This window comes from Subtercola endophyticus (assembly GCF_021044565.1).
Classification (GTDB): domain Bacteria; phylum Actinomycetota; class Actinomycetes; order Actinomycetales; family Microbacteriaceae; genus Subtercola; species Subtercola endophyticus.
In genome coordinates this window covers 2,516,914-2,537,298 of record NZ_CP087997.1, presented here as the reverse complement: position 1 = coordinate 2,537,298, position 20,385 = coordinate 2,516,914, and the positions used below count along the sequence as shown (strand labels likewise).

Genomic DNA, 20,385 nt, shown 5'->3' with positions numbered 1-20,385 from the left:
ACCCAGACCCCTGCAGTGAATCAGCCGGGAGGGGATCCCGGTCGCGGCAATCGTTATCGGAACTACACGAAAGCAGCGAACCCCGTGATGCTGCGGCCGACGATCAGCGTGTTCATCTCGCGTGTGCCCTCATAGGAGTACAGCGCCTCGGCGTCGGCGAAGTGCCGTGCCACGTCGTATTCGAGCACGATGCCGTTGCCGCCGAGCGCCTCACGGCACCAGCCGACGGTCTCGCGCATGCGGGCTGTCGTGTAGGCCTTGGCCAGAGCCGAGTGCTCGTCACGCTGGGTGCCCTCGTCGAGCATCTGCGAAACCCGCACCACCATGGCGAGGCTGGCCGTGATGTTGCCCAGGCTCTTCACCAGCAGGTCTTGCACGAGCTGATGCGAGGCGATCGGCTTGCCGAACTGAACGCGCTGCTTGGTGTAACGCACGGCGGCCTCGTAGGCTCCGATCGAATTGCCGACCGAAGCCCAGGCCACCTCGGCGCGAGTCAGCCGCAGCACCTTGGCGGTGTCTTTGAAGCTGTTTGCGTTCTGCAGGCGCAGCTCTTCGGGAACGCGAACGTTCTCGAGCGTGATGTCGGCGTTCTGCACGATGCGCAGAGCCTGCTTGCCTTCGATCTTCGTGGCGGTGTATCCGGGTGTGTCGGTCTTCACGATGAAGCCCTTGACCTGACCGTCTTCGGCGCTCTTGGCCCAGATGATGGTGATGTCGCTGAAGGTGGCGTTGCCGATCCAGCGCTTCGAGCCGTTCAGAATCCAGTCGCCGGTCTCGGCGTCGCGGGTCGCCACCGTGCGCAGGCCCTGCGCCGAGTCGGAGCCGGAGTCGGGCTCGGTGAGCCCGAACGCCCCGACGATCTCGCCGGTCGCCATCTTCGGCAGCCACTCGGCCTTCTGCTCGGGCGAACCCGCGACGTTGATCGATCCCATGGCCAGGCCGTTGTGCACGCCGACGTGCGTGGCGACCGAGGCATCGACGCGCGCGAGTTCGAGAGCCACAAAACCGCGGAACACAGCCGAGTTCTCGAACGGCTTGGTCGACTCCCAGCCGAACCGGTAGACGTCGAGATCGGCGAGCGGCTTGATCACCTGGTGCGGAAACTCCGCCCGCTCCCACAGCCCGTTGACGAGAGGCTTCACTTCGCTCTCGAGGTAGGCGCGAAGCGCGGCGAGCGACTGCTTCTCACGCTCGGTGAGCAGGTTGTGGTACCCGTAGAAATCGCTGATGAGAGGCTCGAAGGTGGTGGCCTGTTCGTGCACGAGAGTCATGGTGAGACATCCATTCGCAAATCGTTGGCGGCAGACAGAGAGCCGCGTAAATCAGCCTCAGGCTAGACCTCGGTCGGCATCGGGCAAACCCCATTGGTAGTTTTGTATAACGCTCTCTTTCGGAAGGTTCAGCATGTTTGTGCAGATCACCAACACGCCTCGTGACTACGCGTGGGGCTCTGAGCGAGCGATCACCGATCTGCTCGGGCTCGAGCCCACGGGCAAGCCCGAGGCCGAGCTCTGGTTGGGGGCGCACCCGGGGTCGCCGAGTGTGATCGAGCACCCCGAGCAGGTGGGCGGCTCTCGCACGCTCACCGAGTGGCTGGCGAGTGAGCCCGAACGGGCATCCGGTGCCCACGCGGGGCAGCTGCCCTACCTGCTGAAGATCTTGGCGGCCGACAAGCCGCTGTCGCTGCAGGCGCATCCGACGCTGGCGATGGCCCGGGCCGGGTTCGACCGTGAGAACGCCGCGGGGCTCGCAGCCGATGCGCCGAACCGCAACTACAAAGACGCGCTGCACAAGCCCGAAGTCATCTACGCGCTGAGCGACACGTTCGACGCCCTGTGCGGCTTTCGGTCGGTCGACGAGATTCGCGCCGTGATAGCCGAGCTGGCGGCGGCGGATGCCCGTGCGGCTGTCTCCGAACCCGAACTGCTGGCTGCCTTGGCCTCGCAGCTGCGCGGGCACACCGCCGAGGCGCTGCGCACCAGCGTGGAATGGTTGCTCTCGGGCTCGGAGCAGGTGTCGGCCCTGGTGGCGCAGGTGACGGCGCTGGTCAACGACGACCCGCAGCTTGCTGCAAGCGCACCGGATGCAGCGGGGTCGACCCCCGCGACCGCCGGGCCGTTCGCCGACGCGCTGGCCACGGTTCGTGCGTTGGCCGCGGAGTATCCCGGTGACCCCGGCGTCGTGCTCTCGTTGCTGCTGAACCGCGTCACGCTGAAGCGCGGCGAGGCGCTGTTCTTGCCGGCGGGCAACATCCACGCCTACCTGAAGGGGCTGGGTGTTGAGTTGATGGCGGCCTCCGACAACGTGCTGCGTGGCGGGCTGACGCCGAAATACATCGATGTGCCCGAGCTGCTGCATGTGCTGCAGTTCGCGTCGTTGCCCGTGCCTTACCTCGAGCCCGAGCATCCGGCCCCCGGGGTCGAGGTGTTTCAGCCCGACGTGATCGACTTCGTGCTCGTGCGTCTTGCCCTCGGCGAAATGAGCGGTGACCCTGCTGACGCGGTGACGACGGCCTCATACTCCCCACTGGGCCCGGCCATCGTCATCTGCACGGCGGGCTCGCTGACGGTGGCCTCAGCGACCGGCGAGGCCGTCGTCTCGCGCGGCGACTCGTTCTACATCACTCCCGACGAGGGCCCTCTCACCGTCTCGGGCTCCGGCGAGCTCTTTCTCGCGGCCCCCGGCGCCGCCGCCTGACGGCAACCACTCCCGGCTCACTTACGCCGAAAGTCCTGAAGGCCAGTATGGCTAGGCGGCACCGTGCTGCTGGGCGTAGCGATAGAGGAAGGCCGCCATGGCCTGCCGGCTCACGGCTTCGTCGGGATGGAACGAGAAGGTGCCGTCGCCATTGTCATACCCCGTGGTGAGGCCGGTGGCGTGCATCCATTCGATCTGCGCATAGAACGGGTTGCTCGCATCGACGTCGGTGAAACTCGGGGTGGCGGGCGTCGTTGTCGAGGCGTGCGCGTAACGAGCGAGGAAGGCGGCCATGGCCTGGCGTGTGACGGGAGCAGTCGGATCGAAAATGAGCTTGCCCGTTGAGGGGTCGACCGAGCCCGTGGTGATGCCCATCGCCTTCATCCACTCGGTCTCGCGCCAGAACGTCGACCCGGCAGGAACGTCGGCGAACGAGGCCGTCGATGGCGGAATCCAGCCGCTGGTGTCGCCTCGGGCGAACCGGTAGAGAAAGGCCGCCATCGCCTGCCGCTGAACGTCTTCGGTGGGCCGGTACGTCGCCACACCATCGCTGTAGTATCCGGTGGAGATACCCGACGACTTCATCCATGCGATGGGTTTCGCGAACGTGTGGTCGATGCTGATGTCAGCGAATCCGGTCTCGCTCAGCTGAAAATACACCTGGGCAGTAGACCCGGCTGACACCTGGATTGTGCCCGTACCGTCTCCGTCATCCCACACCATCGGCCAAACGCCCGGAAAATTGCTCCCGTCTGAGGCGGTCAGCCGGTACGTGCCCGGCGGAATATTCAGAAGCGAGAAGACCCCGTTCACTCCGACATTCGGTTCGGCGTAGTCGACGAAGCCGTTCGGTGTCTGACGCGCGATGGTGACCTTCATGTCTGGGTGCTGGAGGTTTGCCGCCGCGTCGCCAATCGCCAGCCGGCCGATCACCCGACCCCCGCGAGTCAGGGTGATGTTCTGAACCGTCGGCGTAGACGGGGAGGTGACGGCGACCACTGTCGCGTCGGCGCTGAAGACGGCATTGTTCCACCACTGGTAGCCGTAGTTGGAGCCCGTCGTGTCGTAGTAGTCGAAACGGTACGAGCCTTGGCTGAGCGCGAAATCGTACCGCCCGTTGCTGTCGGTGACCGCCTCGACCACGGCCCCGTCATCATCCCAGGCGTACGAACTGATGCCGGCGAGTGGATTCCCGGAGTCATCTCGTACCGTGCCCGAGACATGAGCGACAGGAAGCAGACTCACTGAACCGGGAAGCGCAGTGCCGGCGAGCGATGCCGGAACCGTGACCACGGTCGCGTGGGCGGCGGTTTGCGACCCCTTCCACCAGGTCGAGCCGAGCCCGCTCGCCGCTGACGGCGAGAACAAAATCGTCTTCGGCCCAGCCCTCAGGCCGAGTATCTGCCAGTTGCCGTTCTGATCGCTGAAGGTGTAGCCGGCTGGGTGGCCGTCGGCGTCGAACGCTGCAACATAGACGTCTGCTTGTGCGGCGTGCGAGAGCGCCGAGGTGAGACTGCCAGAGATGTAAGTACCTGTGTGCTTGGTCAGGGTGATGTTCCACCCCACCTGCTCGTTGTACTGCAGGTAATCGAACTGCGCGCTCGCCGCGGAGGACTGCCCGTTCAGCCACACGTTGCCATAGCCGGCCTTCGCATCCAGCGACGAAGCCCAGAGGGTGTACGGCCCGGTGTCGAGGCCGCCGATGTAGTAGTGACCGAAGTTGTCGGTGATGGTCGAGTTGATGTACGCGAAGTTCGAGTCGTAAACGACCACCCGAACGTTGGCCAGACCCGGGTTGCCTGGCCCTGAATCGACGACGTATCCCGAGAACGACGAAATCGGTTCGTTCTGAGTGCTCATTGCGCCAGGGGCCGGCGCGGCTGGGCCGCCCGAGAGCGGCGGAATGACCGAATCGGCGCCGTGCCGAGCCGAAGAGAGCGGCGCTCCATCGCTGCCGCGCCCGACGGGCAGAGTGAGTGCGGCGGCGTCGGTCACAACACTTGCGACGGCTGGCTGGGTTTCGGCCTCGGCCGCGCTGACCCCGCACGACAGGGCCATCGCGACCACGGCGACAAGGCTGAGGCGACCGAGGTGTTTCCGCCAGGAACGGGTCGAGGAGCTCACGGAAACCTACTTCACGGCGTCTTGCTGCTGGGCGTAGCGGTAGAGGAAGGCCGCCATCGCCTGACGGGAGACGGATTCCTGCGGGTGGAACGAGAGCGTGCCGTCGCCGTTGGGGTACCCCGTGGTGAGGTGGGTGGAGGCCATCCACTCGATCTGCGCGTAGAACGGATTCGCCGCCGAGACATCGGTGAAGGTCGGGGTCGCCGGCGCGGTAGCCGTCGCGTGCGCGAACCGGTAGAGGAATGCCGCCATCGCCTGACGTGACACGGGATCGGTGGGGTCGTACACGAGCTCGCCGGAGACGGGGTCGATGTTCCCTGTTGTGATGCCTTCGGCTTTCATCCATTCGATCTCGGTGAAGAACGGGCTGCCCACCGGCACGTCGGCGAACGAGGCGGTCGTCGGCGGCGTGAACGAGGTGCGCGCGAATCGGTAGAGGAACGCCGCCATCGCTTGGCGCTGCACCTCGTCGGTGGGCTTGTAGTAACGCACGCCGTCGACGACGTAGCCGTTCGAGAGCCCGGAGACGGACATCCACGAGATAGGTTCGGCGAACGTGTGGTTGATGCTGATGTCGGCGAAGCCGGTGGCCTTCATCTGCACGTCTGCGGCGACGGTCTGACCTGCTGTGACCACGAAATCGGCGTTCGTGCCGTCAGGGCCCTGCCAGGTGAGCGGATAGGTCACTGGGAACCCGCTGGTGTCGGCGAACGAGAGCTCGTAGGTGCCCGGCGCCACTCGCGTGAACGAGAACGTGCCATCGGATGCGACGTTTTGCGTGTAATACGTCACGAAGTTGCCGTTCACCGAACGCGAAAGGGTCGCTTCGATGTTCGCCGGATGATCGGCGCCGACCGCAACCGTGCCGCCCACGATCGCGCTCTTCTGCAAGACGACGTTGAGGCTCGCGGGCGATGAGCCCACCGTGACCGTGGTCGCCTCCGCCTCCGTCGCGGCGTTCTGCCACCACTGGTACGCGTAATCGCCATTCGGGTCGTAGTAGTCGACCGTATAGCTGCCCTGAGCGAGGTTCATGCTGTAGTTGCCAGAGGCGTCCGTTGTGGCTTGGGCCTCCATTCCGTCCGCGTCATAGGCGTAGATAGAGATTCCCGCAACAGGCTGGTTCGCCACGTTCGTGACGTTGCCCGCGATGGCGCTGATCGGCTTCAGGAAGGTATCTCCTAGGCCGACCTGAGAGCCGGACGATAAGTGGATCGGTGTAGCGCCTGCGTACGTTTGAGAGTTGTTGTACCAGATCCAGCCGAGACCGCTGGAGTCGGAGCCGAGGAACGCCACTTTCACCGTCGACTCTGGAAGTCCGATGATTTCGTACGAGCCGTAGGTGGAGGTGAAGTCGTAGCCGATGAGGTTGTCTGAGGCGTCGTACGCGCCAACGAAGACATCGGCGGTCAGGGCTCCGTATTGCGTGCGCACGTTGCCGGTCACACGAGAGCCTCCCTGGGTCACGCCGAAGTCGTAGGGGTTGAGAAGCTGGCCGGCTTTCACAGAGAAGAACGTGGCGTTTTCGGGAAACTGCTGGTGCCCCCACCATTGGCTCTTGAAGTTCGTGCTCGGGTCGAGCGGCCGGGCCCACAGCGTGTACTCCCCGGCTGCGAGTCCGTTGACCCGGTAGAAGCCGTTGGCATCGGTCACGCCTTCGGCGATCGGGTTGAAGGAGCGGTCGACCGCGTAGACCATGAAGTTGGGTACGCTCGCGCCGCCCGCCGACGAGTCGGAGACCCGGCCCGCGATGATCGCTGTGCCCGAGTCGGCCTGCACAGCCTGTGTCTGGGCGCTGGGTGGAGCCAGGTGAGAACCGGATGCCGCGATATCGGCGAGAGAGACATCGGCCGGAAGGGCCCGGGCGGTAGAATCGCCCAGACCGGCGGCGTGGTCGCCCCGTGTAGACAAGTCGGTGTCTGATGACGCCTGCGCGACAGCATGTACCGTCGCGCCAGCGGTGCTGCTCGCGTTCGCCGGCCCTGCGCCGACAACGATCGAGCCCGCGATCAGAGCGCTCGCAACCAGTGCACTGGCGAGTGTTGCACCGATGCGCGTGCGGCCGCGCCGAATCGATTCTGTATTCACAGTCTTCCCCACGTTCTTCCCCACGTTCATTGCCGCGGGCGCCAATGCTGTTCGCGGCTTGCAATGACTTTAGTGCATATCTGAGAGGGCTCTCACCGGAGCGGCATCCGTGCAGCTGAAGGTGCGACGGTAGGCGACGGGGGTGGTCTTCAATACCTTCACGAAGTGGTGGCGCATGCCGGCGGGCACCATCCACGCCTACCTGAAGGGGCTGGGTGTTGAGCTGATGGCGGCCTCCGACAACGTGCTGCGTGGTGGGCTGACGCCGAAATACGTCGATGTGCCCGAGCTGTTGCATGTGCTGCAGTTCGTGTCGTTGCCCGTGCCTTACCTCGAGCCCGAGCATCCGGCCCCCGGGGTCGAGGTCTTTCAGCCCGACGTGATCGACTTCGTGCTCGTGCGTTTTGCTCTCGGCGACGTGGGCGGTGACGGCTTCGCTGCCTCGAGTGCCGCCGATGTGGCCAGCGCAGCCTCGGCCGGTGCGGTGCCTCCGGACGCTGCTACCTCTGCGGCGACCGACCTGCTTGCGGCGACCACTGCCTCGTACACGCCACTGGGCCCGGCCATCGTCATCTGCACGGCGGGCTCGCTCACGGTGGCCTCAGCGACCGGCGAGGCCGTCGTCTCGCGCGGCGACTCGTTCTACATCACTCCCGACGTGGGCCCTCTCACCGTCTCCGGCTCCGGCGAGCTCTTTCTCGCGGCACCCGGCGCCGCTGCCTGACCCCCCGCCCCGCCGCCTGCCCACCCGACCCGCCGCGAAAAGTGAGGCCGTTACGACCATAGTGAGGTCGGTATAACCGACTCAGTACCGTCGTAACCGTCTCACTTTGTGGGTGGGGTGCGCTGGGGCGCGCCGCCGCGGTGGTGCCGGCGTCAAAGGGACGGCACGAGCAGAGGCGGGACGGCGGGCGCGGCATCGGTGCAGCTGAAGGTGCGGCGGTAGGCGATGGGGGTGGTCTTCAGTACCTTCACGAAGTGGTGGCGCATGACGGCGGCCGAGCCGAAGCCGGTTTCGGCGGCGACCTGCTCGAGGCCGAGGTCGGTCTGTTCGAGCATGACTTGGGCACGCAGCAGGCGCTGCCGATTCAGCCAGGCGGCCGGGGTAGTACCGAGATCCGCCCGAAAACGGCGGGCGAAGGTGCGGGGTGACATCAGGGCGCGGCGGGCAAGCTCGTCGACGGAGAGTTCTTGGTCGAGGTTGCGCAGCATCCAGTCGGTGACGTCGGCGAAGGAGTCGCTCTGAATCGGCGCGACCGGCGCCTGAATGTACTGCGACTGACCGCCCGAGCGCTGCGGGGGTACGACCATGCGGCGAGCGATGACGTTGGCGGCGACGGCACCGAGCTCGGTACGCACGAGATGAAGGCACGCGCCGATTCCCGCGGCGGTGCCAGCGCTGGAGATGACGCGGCGGTCTTCGACGAAGAGCACGTCGGGGTCGACCGCGGTAAGGGGGTAGTCGCGGGCGAGGCGTTCCGCGTGCATCCAGTGCGTGGTGGCCGCACGGCCGTCGAGGATGCCCGCCGCCGCCAGGGTGAAGGCCCCACTGCAGACGCTCAAGATCCAGGCGCCGCGTGCTTCGGCCTCGCGCAAGACTCGTACGACCTCCGGATGCACGGGCTCGTCGATCGCGTGCGCCGGAACCGCAATGAGGTCGGCGTCGGCCGCGGCCTCCAGCCCCTCGGAGATGAACATGGTGTACCCCAGGCTGGTCGGCACCGGACCCGGCTCGGCCGCGACGACGTGAAAGTCGAAGGCGGGGCCGCTCATCTCTGTTCGGTCGATGCCGAACACCTCGCAGACGACACCGAATTCGAACGGTGCCACGTGGGGCAGCGCGATGAGGACGACCTTCTTCAGCATGATGGCAGTTTATAGAAGTCAGTCGAAAAACAGACATAACATTCAGCAAAACACCTCGTGTCGAAACCTTTGATGTTCGGTTGAGGGTTTACGATCTGCGACTTGACGTGAGCGAACTACACGGGTGTAATTACTCGTAGGGGTTTTCTAGAGAGACTCGGCACGCCGAAGCTTGAGAGAAGGGAGGGCGTGATATGTCGCCAGGCAGTATTTCATCACCGAACGACCGCCCGACATCCAGCGACCGCCCGGGGTTGAACAACACTTCAGCGCGGCCCATTGCCGGCCTCCGCTCCGGCGCACCCGACGACTGGTTCGTCGACCCCGTCATTCTCGGTGTTCCCGGCGTTCGCCAGCCGGCAACCGACGCCGAAGACAACCAGCTCGCCTGGCAGAGCGACTCGCTCTGCGCCCAGACCGACCCCGAAGCCTTCTTCCCTGAAAAAGGCGGCTCCACGCGCGATGCCAAGCGCATCTGCCAGAGCTGCGAGGTCAAGTCCCAGTGCCTCGAATACGCGCTGCAGAACGACGAGCGTTTCGGCATCTGGGGCGGCCTCTCTGAGCGAGAACGCCGCAAGCTGCGCAAACAGGCCGGCTAAGAGGCGCAACGCTGGCCCAGGCAGGCAGGCAGGGCCGGTAGGCAGGCAAAGCCACAAGGTCGGCTCAGAAGCACAACGGGCGGCTCGCCGGTCTCAACACCGGCTTCGCCCGGGCCCGCGTCTAAAGTCGAATGGATGCAAGCCCGAGTAACAGCCGTACTGGTAGCCCACAATGGGGCCGAGCGTCTTCCGCGAACGCTCGAGGCCCTTCGTGCCCAGACGCGTCAGCCCGACTCCCTGGTCGTTGTCGACCTCGCCTCGACTGACGGCACGGCGAAGCTGCTCACCGATATGCAGCCCACAGGGTTTCTCTCGGCATCCACTCGCCTGTCATTCGGCGTCGCGGTGACGCATGCCCTCGGGGTGGTGCCCCCGCCCGCTTCAGACGATGAGTGGCTCTGGCTGCTGGCGCACGACACCGCACCAGAGCCCGGCGCGCTAGCCGCCCTGCTCGCCGCCGTCGAGGTCAACCCCTCTGTCGCCGTCGCCGGGCCGAAGCAGATGGATTGGAACGACAAAGACTTCATCGCGGGCTTTGGCGAGACCATCACTCCGTACGGGGCGAGTTTCGCGCTGGTCGAGCGCGAACTCGACCAGGCGCAACACGAGCGGATGAGCGACGTGCTCGGCCTCGGTGCCGCCGGCATGCTCGTGCGGCACACCGTGTTCAACGAGCTGGGCGGCTTCGACCAGGCGCTGCCGACCGCCGACAACGGGCTGGACTTCTCGATTCGGGCACGGCTCGCCGGGCACCGCGTCATCGCGGTGCCCTCGGCGCGGGTCGCCACGGCGGGCGACGGCCTTTCCGGGCCGGGAACCTCGGTGAAAGGCACGCAGCGTCGCAAGCGGCAGACCACGCGGCGCGCGGCCCAGCTGCATCGCCGGTTGGTCTACGCTCCTGCGCTCGCGGTGGTCTTCCACTGGCTCTCTCTCGTTCCGCTTGCGGTGTTCCGATCGCTGTTCCAGGTGTTGCGTAAGCAGCCCGGAGCCGTGACGGGAGAGTTCGCAGCCGCCTTCAAGACGGCCTTCAGCGGGCATGTCGCTGCAGCGCGCGGCTCGATCAGGCGCACCAAGAAGGCGGGCTGGAAGTCTCTCGCTCCTCTGCGGGTGCCCGGGGCCGAGGTTCGCAGACGCAATGCTCTCGTTCGCGAGCTCGCCCTGTCGAAGGCGCGCGGGTCGCGTGAAGAGCTGCAGTTCTTCTCGGGCGGCGGCGCGGCCATCGTGGCGGCCGCTGCTGCCGTCGGTCTCGTACTGTTTTTTCCCCTCTTCGGGGCGAGCGCCATTGTGGGCGGCTCGTTCATCCCGCTCGGCGGCGACGCGGGCGGGCTGTGGTCGCAGGTCGGCTACGGCTGGCGTGATCTCGGCCTCGGCTTTCTCGGGGCATCCGACCCGTTCGCCTACCTGCTCGCCATCTTCGGGTCGCTGACCTTCTGGTCGCCCTCTGCCGCCCTCGTGGTGCTCTACATCGCCGCCCTGCCCCTCGCGGCGCTCGCAGCCTGGTTCTGCGCGGCGAAGTTCACCAATCGGCAGGGCTTGCGTATCTTCGCGGCTGTCATCTGGGCCATTGCGCCGCCGTTTCTGGCGTCGATGGATGCCGGACAAGCCGGTGCCATCATCGCTCACCTGCTGCTGCCCTGGTTGATGCTCGCCGCGGTCTCGGCGGCCCGGTCGTGGTCGGCATCGGCCATCGCGTCCCTGCTGTTCGCTGCCACCGTGGCGGCTGCCCCGTCGCTCTGGCCGGCCCTGCTCGTGCTCTGGCTGGTGTCGGTGATCTTCGCGCGCCGCGCGATCATGCGGTACATCGCGCTTCCGCTGCCCGCGCTCGTTCTCGTCGCTCCGCTCGCCTGGGAGCAGCTGCAGCGCGGCAATCCGTTCGGCATTTTCGCCGACCCTGGCCTGCCGAACGCCCACAATTCGACGAGTCTGCTCGACCTGCTGCTCGGCCTGCCGGAGTCGGGCCTCGGCGGGTGGTCGCAGATCGGCACGACCGTGGGAATCAGCTCCGACACGGCGATGCTGGTGGCGTTCATCCTCCTGGCGCCGCTCGCCCTGCTGGCGCTCGTCGCGCTTTTTCTTCGTCGTGGCGGTGTCGCCGCCGGGGCGGCGTTTGTCGGCATTGTCGGATTCGCCACTGCCGTCGGCTGCACGCTCATCTCGGTCAGCTCCACTGGATCGCTCGAGATCTCGCTCTGGCCCGGCGCGGGCCTCAGCCTGTACTGGTTCGGCCTCGCGGGTGCCGCAACGATCGGGCTCGCATCGTTCAAGCGGTTCGCGAGTATTCCGGCCGTGCTCGCTGCGTTTGCGATCGCCGTGCTCGCGGTTCCCGTCGCCACATCGACGCTCACCGCGACGAGCGATGTGCACGCCGGCACGGGGCAGTCGCTCCCCGCTTTCGTCACCGCCGAGGCCGCGTCGAACCCGAGAGTCGGCACGCTCGTGCTGAATCCACAGGCGAATGGAGGGTTGGCGGCATCCATCGTTCACGGCGCGGGCGCAACGCTCGAGACGCAGTCGACGCTCGCCGCCACCACGACCTCGGTCTCGGCCGAGCGGCAGACCTTCGCCGAACTGGTGGGAAACCTGGCCTCGCGCAGCGGAACCGATTCGACCGTTCAGCTTGCGCAGATGGGTATCGAGTTCGTTGTGTTGGCGCCGGCCGCCGGGTCCGCGGCGACGACGGATGCCCAGGCGGTCGCCGCACGGTCGAAGATCGCCTTCGACAGCAATGCTTCACTCACTCCCATCGGTTCGACCTTCGCCGGTGAGTTGTGGGAGATCACCGGCACACCGGGTTTCTCTGCTCTGCCGCCGATTTCACCCACGAACACCGGCACGGGGATCGGGTTGCTGATCCTCATCGTGCAGGCGATCGTGTTCGGTCTGGCGCTGCTGCTCGCCCTGCCCGCCGGTCGGCTCGAGGCGCACGGTCTGCGCGCTGCCACGGCTCTCGACGAGGTCGGGGCCGAGGGGCCGGGGTCGGAGGTCGACGCCGTGCGCGCCGAGGAGGAGGCCGCGGGCGCTGCCGGTCGCGCTGGCGATGGCGGTACCGACGCGGGTGGCGCTGGCTCGGGTCGCGCTGATGTGGATGGCGCTGATGTGGGCGGTGGCGACGCGAGCGACAGCGGCCCGGTCGGCGGGCGTGGCGAGGGTCTTGAGAGCCGAGAGCAGGCCGCACCGAACCTCGCGGCACCGCCGGAAGAACACCAGTACAGCGCTGACCGAGGAGGTGCGTCATCATGAGCGATCGCGACGAAACGCGCCCCGGCGAGAACCAAGCCGTGCCCGACGCGCCCATCGTGCCCAGTACGCCGATCCTTCCTGAGGTACCAAACGGGTCCGACGCGCCCATCGTGCCCGAAACCGCAATCGCGTCCGGCGCGCCCATCCTGCCCGAAACCGCAGTCGCGTCCGGCGCGCCCGTTCTGCCCGGCGCGCCCACCCTGCGCGACGCCGCAGACGCGTCCGAAGCAGCACACGCGGCGCCCGAAGTCGAGCCGCTGGAGGCAACCGGTGCGGGGCCGACGGAGCCACCTGCTCCCGATTCCGCAGCGACCCCCGCTGCCGCACCCGGGGCCGCGCTCGCGAATGCTGCAAAGCTCCCGAAGGCATCGAAAGAACCAAAACCGGCAAAACCGGCAAAGCCAGCAAAGCCAGCAAAACCGGCCAAACCAGCCAAGGCAGCTAAGCCCGACAAGGCCGCGAAGCAAGTGACGGTGCCGTCAGAGCGAGCATCCACCGGCCGGCCAGCGGCCTCGACGCCGGGGGGCATCCGACGTTCCGCCGCCCGCACCGGGCTGCGCATCGCGACCAGCGTGGTGGTTCTCGCGCTGGGTGCTGCCACCGTGGGCGCCGCCGCCGTGCTCTCGCTGCCGACCATCGCCGCCGGAGTACCGAGCGTCGTCGTGACGCCGACGGCCTCCGACCAGACCCGTGTCTGCCCCGGCCCCTACCTCGGTCAGGCCGATGCCTCGGCGGTATCGTCGACGGGCGCACCCTCCCTCGTTTCTGTGGGCACGCCCACTCTCGTCACCGGCATCGTGCCGAAGAGCGACAAGATCGTGACGTCGACGCTGACGAGCCCGGATGCCCGTTCCGGCCCCGCGCAGCCCACGGAGTTGACCGCCCCCGGCTCCAGCGGAACCTTGCTCGGCGGCAGCCAGTCGCAGCAGATCAAGCAGCCCGACGTCACCGGACTCGCCAGCTCGGAGTGCTCCGAAGCCTCAGCCGACAGCTGGATCGCGGCCGGCTCGACCATCACCGGCCGAACGAGCTACCTCGTGCTCTCCAACCCCACGGCCGTCGTTTCGACCGTCAACCTCTCGATCTTCAGCGAGGCCGGCGTTGTCAACGCTCCCGGTACCAGCGGCATCACCGTGCAACCGCACTCGCAGCGGGCGCTGTCGCTGGCCGGATTCGCTCCGAACGTCGTTTCGCCGGTCATCCACGTTCAGGCCAGCGGCGGCACCGTACTCGCCTCGCTGCAGCAGAGCGTCATCAGAGGGCTCGCGCCGGGTGGCATCGACGTTGCGGGCCCGACGGGCGCTCCAGCGCTGCGGCAGACCATCGCAGGAGTACAGATCGTGAGCACGAGCGCGATCGCCGAGCAGGCAGCCGATCCCGCATCAGCAGACCTGCCGGCCGCGCTACGTGTCTACGTGCCGGGATCCGCCGGAGCGACCATCACCGTCACGATGAAGAGCGAGACGCTCGGCGTCGCCGACACCACGGCGAACTACAGCGCGACCGGGGGAGTCGTTACCGACCTTCCGTTCCCCTCGGTGACCGACGACACGTACAGCGTCATCGTCTCCTCCGACCAGCCCGTCGTGGCCGGCGCCCGCTCGGCTGTGGTCAGCGGCGGAACCGACTTCGCCTGGTACCAGTCGGGGCCGCCGGTGAGCGGCACGTTCCTCTTCGCCACGGCGACCGGGCCGAGCCCGCGCTTGCAGCTGGTCAATACCGGAAACAGCGACGCTGCAGTGAGCGTCAGCCAGAGCAACAACCCGTCGGCCGCCCCGGTGACGCTGACCGTCGCGGCGAACAGCGCAGCTGGCGTGGGGCTGTCGACGAAGACGGCGTACACGGTGGTGACGAACCAGCCGTTGACCGCGTCGGTCGGGTACCTCGGCGACGGTCTCATCTCGGCCTTCAGCGTCAGCCCCGCGAGCCCGCTCGCGGCCCCCCTCACGGTCTACGGCGGCTGACGGGCGACCGGATGCCCGGGCATCCGCTCTCTTAGAAGTGGCGAAAGCGGTCGGGGGCGAGATCCCAGGGGTCTTTGCCGAGCAGCTCGGCGACCGCGCGAAAGACGCAGCTCTCGATGATCATTCGTTTGTGCAGCTCGTCGTCGCGGTGCAGCTTCGACATGCGCTGAATGGGCAGCCGGTACAAGATGATGCGGTTTCCGATGACGCTCCAGCGTTCGACCGGAGCACCCTCGGCGGGCAGATCGAGCGGAACAGCGCCGATTTCGAAGACCACTTTTGAAAGCTCTTCGGGCCACACACCTTTCAGGTAGTCAGCCGTCGACGCCACGGTCATCTCGAAGAGATCGATGCGCGTGCGTAACGGAGGCAGAAAGGGGCCTGTGACCGATGACCGCAAGGAACGGCCGTGACGATTGCGGTAGCGATAACGCGACGTCTTCGCCGAGCTAGTGCGCCGTGAACGAGGCATGCACCCAAGCTTACGGCGCGCCCACCAGAGTGATCGACCCCTCAGACTTAGTCTGTAGACGATGAACACCAGAACCTGCTCGCGAGTGACCTGCCAGGCCGAAGCCGTCTCGACCCTCACCTATGTCTATGCCGACTCGATGGCTGTTCTCGGGCCGCTGAGCATGCAACACGAACCGCACAGTTACGACCTCTGCGTGCGGCACTCCGAGCGACTGTCGGCGCCGCAAGGCTGGCAAGTGGTTCGATACATGGCGGTCGGCAACGACGTTTGAAGCGAGGCATCGGTAGTTCTGCACAGCGAGACTCGGTGAGCATCCATCCACAGTGTGTCGACACACACGTCGCCTGAAGGCTCGGTGGGCGATAATGAGGGCATGACTTTCGCCGCCACCCCCACTCGCACCGCACTGCCCTTCAAGGTTCGTGACCTCTCGCTCGCCGAGGCCGGTCGCCACCAGATTCGTCTCGCCGAGAACGAGATGCCCGGCCTTATGGCCCTGCGCGCCGAATTCGGCGAGTCGAAGCCCCTCTCGGGCGCCCGCATCATGGGCTCGCTGCACATGACGGTGCAGACTGCGGTGCTCATCGAGACGCTGGTCGAGCTCGGCGCGCAGGTGCGCTGGGTGAGCTGCAACATCTTCTCCACCCAAGACGAGGCCGCAGCGGCCATCGTCGTCGGCCGCACGGGCACGCCAGAGGCGCCCGCGGGCGTTCCGGTGTTCGCGTGGAAGGGCGAGACGCTCGAAGAGTACTGGTGGTGCACCGATCAGGCCTTCGACTGGAGTGCAGAGGCCGCCGAAGCGGGCGAGTCGTACGTCGGCCCGAACATGATCCTCGACGACGGCGGAGACGCCACCCTGCTCGTACACAAAGGCCGAGAGTTCGAGCTTGCGGGTTCAGTGCCGACGGCGGCCGAATCCGACAGCCACGAGTACACGGTCATCCTCGACCTGCTGCGTCGCTCGCTCGAAGAGAACCCGCACCGCTTCACCACCATTGCGGCAGACATCAAGGGCGTCACCGAAGAGACCACCACCGGCGTGCACCGTCTCTACGAGCTGGCCGCTTCGGATGCACTGCTGTTCCCTGCGATGAACGTCAACGACTCCGTCACCAAGTCGAAGTTCGACAACAAGTACGGAATCCGCCACTCGCTGCCCGACGGGCTGAACCGCGCCACCGACGTGCTCATCGGTGGAAAGGTCGCCTTCGTGGTGGGCTACGGCGACGTCGGAAAGGGCGCGGCCGAAGCGCTGCGCGGCCAGGGTGCACGAGTGATCGTGAGCGAGGTCGACCCGATCAACGCCTTGCAAGCCGCGATGGACGGCTTTCAGGTCGCCCGGCTCGAGTCCGTGCTGCCGACCGTCGACATTTTCGTCACCGGAACCGGCAACCAGCACGTGATCACCACCGAGCACCTGCTCGGCATGAAGCACCTCGCCATCGTCGCCAACGTGGGTCACTTCGACGACGAGATCGACATCGCCGGTCTCGAGCGCATCGAGGGGGCCGTCAAGGTCGAGATCAAGCCGCAGGTGCACGAGTGGCGTCTGCCGAACGGCCGTTCGGTGCTGGTCTTGTCGGAGGGGCGTCTGATGAATCTCGGCAACGCCACCGGGCACCCCAGCTTCGTGATGAGCAACTCGTTCACGAACCAGGTTCTGGCGCAGATCGAGCTCTGGGGCAGCCCCGACAACTACCCGGTGGGCGTGTACACGCTGCCGAAGATTCTCGACGAGAAGGTCGCGCGTCTGCACCTCGACGCCCTCGGCGTTGAACTCACCGAACTCACCCCCGCGCAGGCCGCCTACATCGGCGTGCCCGTCGAGGGCCCGTACAAGGTCTCGCACTACCGCTACTGAAGCACTGTGGGCGTGGCCGAGCCCATCGGGCTTGGCCGAGCCCATCGGGTGTGGCCGAGACCGGCCGGTCTACGTGCCGGTCTCGGGCGCCTGTGCGGGGGTTGGTGTTCAGACGTGGGGCGTCAGCGGTCGGGGAAACCGTGCGGCAGGCCCTTGAGAATGGGCGAGAGGCGCTCGAGGCGCGCGCGTTCGAGTTGCAGCGCGGCGAATTCGCGATCGCGGCGAAGGGCCGCGATTCCGGTGAGCAGCACCTCGGGGTGAACGGGTACGACGGGCGAGACGTAGGGCAGCGCCTCGGCCAGCAGGCTCGAGGCGTGTCTGGCACGGGCATCCGGAGTCATGCCGGGCGCCTGGGCGAGAAACTGAGCGATGCGGCGCGACAACCGGTCGGGCAGTCGCGCCACGTCGGCGACCTGCGCCCAGCCGTAGAGCGCGGGCGGCATCGCTGCTGCCGCTGACGGCAGGTGGGGCACTCGTTCGTGCTGGCTGTACGTTCCGGCCAGAAGGTCGCCCAGCCGCTTCGATTTCGCGTTGAGCAGCGAGACGAGCACCGCGAGCCCGCCGAGCGTGGCGTAGATCTCGAGCACGCCGGTCAGTGCGCGCACGAACGCATGACGGAACGACGTCGCACCACCGTCGTCGCGCACGATGCGGGCCCCGATGGCGAGTTTGCCGAGAGAGCGCCCGTGCAGCGCGGTCTCGACGGCGGTCGGCACGACCACGATGCAGAACACCAGGGTCGCCAGTGTCAGCGCGCGGGTCAGCGCGGGGTCGGCGCCGGTTGCCGACAAAGATACGCTGATCAGCCAGAACAGCAGCAGAAACAGCGCGATCGACACGGTCACGTCGATGATGCCCCCGGCGGCGCGCAGAATGAACCCCGCCGGCCGCACGTCGAGCGCGACGGCCTCACCGGTCACCATCAGGTCGTCGTTGTACTCGAGTGAGTGTGCGGCAGCGGTGGGCGCAAGAAGTGGCTCGGCCATGGTTATTATCTAAGCAGATGGATCTCGACGCATTCTCAGCAGCACATCGAGACGACTGGGCTCGTCTTGATGACCTCGGCCGACGCCGCACGTACTCGGGCGCCGAGGCCGACGAGCTCATCGACCGGTACCAGTCGGGCGCAACCGAGCTGTCCGCGCTGAAGACGTCGGCGGGCTCGACGGTGGCGGGCGACCGGCTCTCGGTATCGTTGTCGCGTGCCCGGCAGCGCTTCACCGGGTCGAGCGCCAACCTCTTCGCGGCCATCCCGGCGTTCTTCGCCCTGCAGCTGCCCGCAGCCCTCTACCGCCTGCGCTGGATCATCGCGGTGGTCGCTGCGGCAACCATTCTGGTCAGCGTGCTGTATGCCGTCTGGGTGGCGAACAACCCGCAGGTCTTGGCGAACTTCGGCACCGACGCCGAGCTGCAGAAGATCGCTCAGAACGACTTCGTGAACTACTACTCCGACAACCCCGCCGCGTCGTTCACGGGCCAGGTCTGGACCAACAACGCCTGGATCACGGCCCAGTGCGTGGCATTCGGAATCGTGGGCGTCTACGTTCCGTTCGTGCTGCTGCAGAACGCCATGAACATCGGCGTGTCGGCCGGCGTGCTGTTCCACTTCGGTTATGGCGCCGAGTTCTTTCAGTACATCTTGCCGCACGGCATGCTCGAGCTCACGGCGATCTTCGTCGGAGCCGCCGCGGGCCTGCGCATCTTCTGGGCCTTTATCGCGCCCGCCGCCCGCACCCGTGGCCAAGCCCTGGCCGAAGACGGCCGTGCGCTCTTCACGGTGGCGATCGGGCTCATCTTCGTGCTGCTGGTCTCGGGGGTCATCGAAGGTTTCGTGACGCCGCAGCCGTGGCCCTGGCCGGTGAAGGTCGCCATCGGGGCGGTGGCGTTGGGCGCCTTCGTGTTCTACATCGTGTTCGTCGGGGGCCGGGCATCCCGAGCCGGCGAGACCGGCGACCTCGAGGAGTTCGACGCTGGCGCCAAGCGCCTCATCGCCGCCTGACGCGGCTGCCGCTGCACTTTCGTAGGAGATTTCGGTACTGTGGCGGCCATACCGCGCCATGGCGGGCATATCTCCTACGAAACTGACGTGGCCGGGCGGCCCGAGGTGGCCGCGGCCGCCGGGGTCAGGCACATCAGAGGCGGCCGGCCGCCTTCAGGGCCAGGTACGCGTCGGCGACGGCCGGCGGTAGGTCCGCGGGCGCGCCCGTGACGACTTCTGCGCCCAGTTGTCGCGCAGCGGCAGACACCCGCGCGACGTCGAGCAGAGCCCGCTCGGCCGCGGCTGCGTGATAGGTCTGCGTGCGATCATCCCGCAGCGACACCGCGGCGAACGTCGTCGGATCGCTGACCGAGGCCACAAGCACCGTATGGCGTCGCGTCAGCTGCGGCAGGGCCGCGAGCAGGCCGCGTGACGACCCGGGTGTCTCGATCGAGGTGAGCAGCACGACGAGGGCGCGCTGGTTCGTGATCTCGCGCACGAGGGCGGGCACGGCAGACCAGTCCATCTCGAGCAGCTCCGGCTCGACGGGGGCGAGCGCGTCGACGAGCTGCGAGAGCAGGGCCGGGCCCGTGGCGCCCTGCACCCGGGCTCGCACGCGGCGATCGTAGGCGAGAACATCCACTCGGTCGCCGGCGCGCGTGGCGAGGGCCGACAGCAGCAGCGACGCCTCGAAGGCAGTGTCGAGCCGGGGTTCGTTGTCGATGCGGGCAGCGGATGTTCGGCCGGTATCGATCACGATCACCACACGCCTGTCGCGCTCGGGCCGCCACGTACGCACCATCACATCGTCGCGCCGGGCCGTCGCCCGCCAGTCGATGGAGCGCACGTCGTCGCCGCGCACATACTCACGCAGTGAGTCGAACTCGGTGCCCTGCCCGCGGATCAGCACGCTCGTGCGCCCGTCGAGCTCGCGCAGCCGCGCCAGCCGCGAGGGCAGGTGTCGCCGCGACGTGAACGGCGGCAGCACACGAATGCGGCCCGGCGCCAGCACCGTCGCCTGCCGGGCCCAGAGCCCGAGCGGCCCGAACGACCGGATGCTCGTCTGCTGCACCCGGCGTTCCCCCCGCCGAAACGGGGTCAACCCGGTGGTCACCACCCGGCGCTCGCCGCGCGGGATCACGACGCCGAACCGCGTCGTCGCGGCCCCCGCCGAGGGCTGCCAGGCATCTCGAACGGTCGCCCGCAGCGTGCGACGGCCTGCGTTCGTGAGGTACAGCTCGCTCGCGACCGTCTCACCGAGCCGCACCCGGGTCGGCAGCACCCGCTCGATCGTGACCCGCCGCGGCGATGCCGCCAGCACGAGGTCGACCACGCCCAGCAGCAGCGCGAACACGAGCCAGACGCCGAGCGTTGCCCACGCGGCGTCGTACGCAATCGACAGCACCACCACCGGCAGCACCCCTACCGCCAGCAGCAGCGCGAACCGCCCAGACACGCTCACGCGCCCTCCTTCACCGCGCGCGTGGCGACGA

General features: G+C 67.1%; 15 protein-coding genes. 8 read left to right on the top strand and 7 right to left on the bottom strand.

The window, feature by feature from the left end; all coding sequences use genetic code 11:
• Positions 1 to 62: 62 nt before the first annotated feature.
• Positions 63 to 1,271 carry an acyl-CoA dehydrogenase family protein gene (locus LQ955_RS11810; RefSeq protein WP_231024734.1) on the bottom strand — a complete coding sequence of 403 codons (1,209 nt, stop codon included), beginning with the start codon at positions 1,269 to 1,271 and terminating at the stop codon, positions 63 to 65.
• A gap of 133 nt (positions 1,272 to 1,404) precedes the next feature.
• Between LQ955_RS11810 and manA the strand changes: the two genes are divergently transcribed.
• The gene (gene manA, locus LQ955_RS11805; RefSeq protein ID WP_231024733.1) at positions 1,405 to 2,697 is read left to right on the top strand and encodes a mannose-6-phosphate isomerase, class I; all 1,293 of its coding nucleotides are present in this window, start codon (positions 1,405 to 1,407) and stop codon (positions 2,695 to 2,697) included.
• A gap of 51 nt (positions 2,698 to 2,748) precedes the next feature.
• Here the strand turns inward: manA and LQ955_RS11800 are convergent, their stop codons facing one another.
• Both LQ955_RS11800 and LQ955_RS11795 read right to left on the bottom strand, forming a co-directional pair.
• On the bottom strand, positions 2,749 to 4,821 hold the full coding sequence (locus LQ955_RS11800) for an S-layer homology domain-containing protein (RefSeq protein WP_231024732.1): 2,073 nt from the start codon (positions 4,819 to 4,821) through the stop codon (positions 2,749 to 2,751).
• 6 nt (positions 4,822 to 4,827) lie between these two features.
• Positions 4,828 to 6,909 carry a carboxypeptidase-like regulatory domain-containing protein gene (locus tag LQ955_RS11795; RefSeq protein ID WP_231024731.1) on the bottom strand — a complete coding sequence of 694 codons (2,082 nt, stop codon included), beginning with the start codon at positions 6,907 to 6,909 and terminating at the stop codon, positions 4,828 to 4,830.
• A 142-nt stretch (positions 6,910 to 7,051) separates the two neighbouring features.
• Between LQ955_RS11795 and LQ955_RS11790 the strand changes: the two genes are divergently transcribed.
• Complete coding sequence (locus LQ955_RS11790; RefSeq protein WP_231024730.1) at positions 7,052 to 7,633, top strand: hypothetical protein; 582 nt, start codon at positions 7,052 to 7,054, stop codon at positions 7,631 to 7,633.
• A gap of 152 nt (positions 7,634 to 7,785) precedes the next feature.
• Here the strand turns inward: LQ955_RS11790 and LQ955_RS11785 are convergent, their stop codons facing one another.
• Positions 7,786 to 8,775: a GlxA family transcriptional regulator gene (locus LQ955_RS11785; RefSeq protein WP_231024729.1), complete on the bottom strand. Its 990-nt coding sequence runs from the start codon at positions 8,773 to 8,775 to the stop codon at positions 7,786 to 7,788.
• A 254-nt stretch (positions 8,776 to 9,029) separates the two neighbouring features.
• On the opposite strand from LQ955_RS11785, the gene LQ955_RS11780 reads away from it, so the two are divergent.
• The 3 genes from LQ955_RS11780 (at position 9,030) to LQ955_RS11770 (ending at position 14,578) form a co-directional block, all read left to right on the top strand.
• A complete protein-coding gene (locus LQ955_RS11780) occupies positions 9,030 to 9,374 on the top strand; it encodes a WhiB family transcriptional regulator (RefSeq protein ID WP_390623379.1) in 345 nt (114 codons plus the stop codon).
• Positions 9,375 to 9,509: 135 nt separating this feature from the next.
• Complete coding sequence (locus LQ955_RS20305; protein WP_231024728.1) at positions 9,510 to 12,614, top strand: glycosyltransferase family 2 protein; 3,105 nt, start codon at positions 9,510 to 9,512, stop codon at positions 12,612 to 12,614.
• Positions 12,611 to 14,578 (top strand): DUF5719 family protein, encoded by a 1,968-nt coding sequence (locus LQ955_RS11770; RefSeq protein WP_231024727.1) that lies wholly within the window; start codon positions 12,611 to 12,613, stop codon positions 14,576 to 14,578. The genes LQ955_RS20305 and LQ955_RS11770 overlap by 4 nt, the downstream gene beginning before the upstream one ends.
• Positions 14,579 to 14,609: 31 nt before the next feature.
• Here LQ955_RS11770 and LQ955_RS11765 read toward each other — a convergent pair whose 3' ends face one another.
• Entirely contained in the window at positions 14,610 to 15,050 is a 441-nt protein-coding gene (locus tag LQ955_RS11765; protein WP_231024726.1) for a metallopeptidase family protein, read from the bottom strand.
• 61 nt (positions 15,051 to 15,111) lie between these two features.
• On the opposite strand from LQ955_RS11765, the gene LQ955_RS11760 reads away from it, so the two are divergent.
• Together LQ955_RS11760 and ahcY are read left to right on the top strand one after the other, a co-directional pair.
• A complete protein-coding gene (locus tag LQ955_RS11760; protein ID WP_231024725.1) occupies positions 15,112 to 15,324 on the top strand; it encodes a DUF3499 family protein in 213 nt (70 codons plus the stop codon).
• Positions 15,325 to 15,426: 102 nt separating this feature from the next.
• Positions 15,427 to 16,914 carry an adenosylhomocysteinase gene (gene ahcY, locus LQ955_RS11755; RefSeq protein WP_231024724.1) on the top strand — a complete coding sequence of 496 codons (1,488 nt, stop codon included), beginning with the start codon at positions 15,427 to 15,429 and terminating at the stop codon, positions 16,912 to 16,914.
• Positions 16,915 to 17,036: 122 nt separating this feature from the next.
• Here ahcY and LQ955_RS11750 read toward each other — a convergent pair whose 3' ends face one another.
• A complete protein-coding gene (locus LQ955_RS11750; protein WP_231024723.1) occupies positions 17,037 to 17,900 on the bottom strand; it encodes an RDD family protein in 864 nt (287 codons plus the stop codon).
• A gap of 17 nt (positions 17,901 to 17,917) precedes the next feature.
• Between LQ955_RS11750 and LQ955_RS11745 the strand changes: the two genes are divergently transcribed.
• Positions 17,918 to 18,913 (top strand): stage II sporulation protein M, encoded by a 996-nt coding sequence (locus tag LQ955_RS11745; protein ID WP_231024722.1) that lies wholly within the window; start codon positions 17,918 to 17,920, stop codon positions 18,911 to 18,913.
• A 133-nt stretch (positions 18,914 to 19,046) separates the two neighbouring features.
• Here the strand turns inward: LQ955_RS11745 and LQ955_RS11740 are convergent, their stop codons facing one another.
• Positions 19,047 to 20,354, bottom strand: a complete 1,308-nt coding sequence (locus LQ955_RS11740) for a DUF58 domain-containing protein (protein WP_231024721.1) — start codon at positions 20,352 to 20,354, stop codon at positions 19,047 to 19,049.
• Between the last annotated feature and the right edge of the window lie 31 nt (positions 20,355 to 20,385).